The 1835-nt window shown below is 67.6% G+C and carries 1 protein-coding gene; it reads left to right on the top strand.

Going from position 1 to position 1835, the window contains the following annotated elements:
- The first annotated feature begins 585 nt into the window (after positions 1 to 585).
- Positions 586 to 1812 (top strand): IS110 family transposase, encoded by a 1227-nt coding sequence (locus ACWD10_RS38395; protein WP_451098474.1) that lies wholly within the window; start codon positions 586 to 588, stop codon positions 1810 to 1812.
- The last annotated feature ends 23 nt before the right edge of the window (positions 1813 to 1835 follow it).

The following is a 1835-nucleotide window of genomic DNA, read 5'->3' as shown; positions in this document are numbered from 1 at the left end:
CCTAATCCGTAGTTAAGGACGTTCCGACGGAGCGGTTGCTTCGCGGGATGTTCGAGTGCCGGATCGTGACATCTAAGGGCAGCCGGGCAGGCGACGCCTCAACGTAGACCGGGTGCGCGGTCCTGGCACTCAAGGTGGTGGCGGTCTCGCGGGCGCCGAACGGATGCCTTGCACCAACCAGCCAAGTCCGAATGGCTCTCGTGAGACCGAGCAGCGTTCGGAGCCTTCGAGGCCGCCACCACCGAAGGATGTTGTCGCCCGTTGGCGCCGGACGGAGCGCTTTGGCATGACTGGGTCAATGCCTTGAGGTAGATCGTGCGGTGTCCGGTGCCATCGAGCGTCAACATCCCCCGCCTTGATCACTCGTTGGTGTTGGTGGTGCGAGCCCGCCGTGCGGTGACCTCTTGATACGCCCGAGCCGCGTGAGCTCCCGTGCAGACCGAGGCCCGTGGGGTGCGCTGGTGCCACGAACGGCTAGTGAGGTGTCGGCCCAACCCTCGCGGTTGAGGCCTGGGATTAGGTCGCTCGCGTGGCCCGCATGCGCTCGTGACCAGCGCAAACATCGCACAATGGGGAGGGAACAACTTGATCTACTGCGGAATTGACTGGGCGGAACGAACCCACGACGTCGCCCTGGTCGACGACTCAGGCACGTTGGTGGCCAAGCGGCACATCACCGACGACGCGGCTGGCTACAAGATCCTTCTGGAGCTTCTCGCCGAATACGGCGACAGCGAGCAGAACCCGATCCCGGTCGCGATCGAGACCTCCCGGGGTCTGCTGGTCGCAGTCCTGCGGACCGGGAAGCGGAAGGTGTACGCGATCAACCCGATGGCCGCTGCCCGCTACCGCGACCGGCACAGTGTCTCGCGCAAGAAGTCCGATCCTGGCGACGCCCTCGTCCTGGCGAACATCCTGCGCACCGACATGCACGCTCACCGGCCGCTGCCCGAGGACTCCGACCTCGGCCGCGCGATCGCAGTCCTCGCCCGCGCTCAACAGGATTCGCTCTGGAACCGGCAGCAGCTCGCCAACCAGCTCCGTTCCCTGCTGCGGGAGTACTACCCGGCCGCCCTGAACGCCTTCGCCACCTGGGCCAACGGCCTGTGCCGCCCCGAGGCCCGCGAACTCCTCAAGGCCGCGCCGACCCCCACCCGGGCCGCACGGCTGACTCGCACTCAGCTCCAGGCCGCCCTCAAGCGTGCTGGCCGCAAGCGCGGCATCGAGGCCGAAGCCGACCGTCTGCGTGAGGTCTTCCGCGCCGAGTGGGCCCACCAGCCGCCGCTGGTCGAGGAAGCGCTGGGCAAGCAGATGCTCGCCCTCCTCGTCCAGCTGGAAGCCGCCTGCACCGCCGCCGACGACCTGGCCAAGGCGGTGGAAGAGGCGTTCCCTCAGCACCCGGACGCCGAGATCTTGCTGAGCTTCCCCGGGCTCGGCATCCAGCTCGCCGCCCGGATCCTGGCTGAGATCGGGGACGACCGCACCCGCTTCGCCGACGCCCGCGGCCTGAAGGCATACGCGGGATCCTCGCCCGTCACCAGGGCCTCCGGCAAGAAGTCGTCCATCACCCGGCGGTGGGTCAAGAACGACCGCCTCAACCACGCCGGCTACCTCTGGGCCTTCTCCGCACTCCGCCACTCACCCGGGGCCGGCGCCCACTACCGGCGACGACGAGAACACGGAGACTGGCACGCAGCTGCTCAGCGCAACCTCTTCAACCGCATGACCGGCCAGCTCTTCCACTGCCTTCAGCACCACGAACTGTTCGACGAGCAGACCGCGTTCCCCGCTGAACTCGCAGCCGCAGCTTGACCCGTTCGCAACGTGAGGTGTCT

The sequence above is a fragment of the Streptomyces sp. NPDC002851 genome, assembly GCF_053591935.1.
This window is presented reverse-complemented; position numbering and strand designations above follow the sequence as displayed.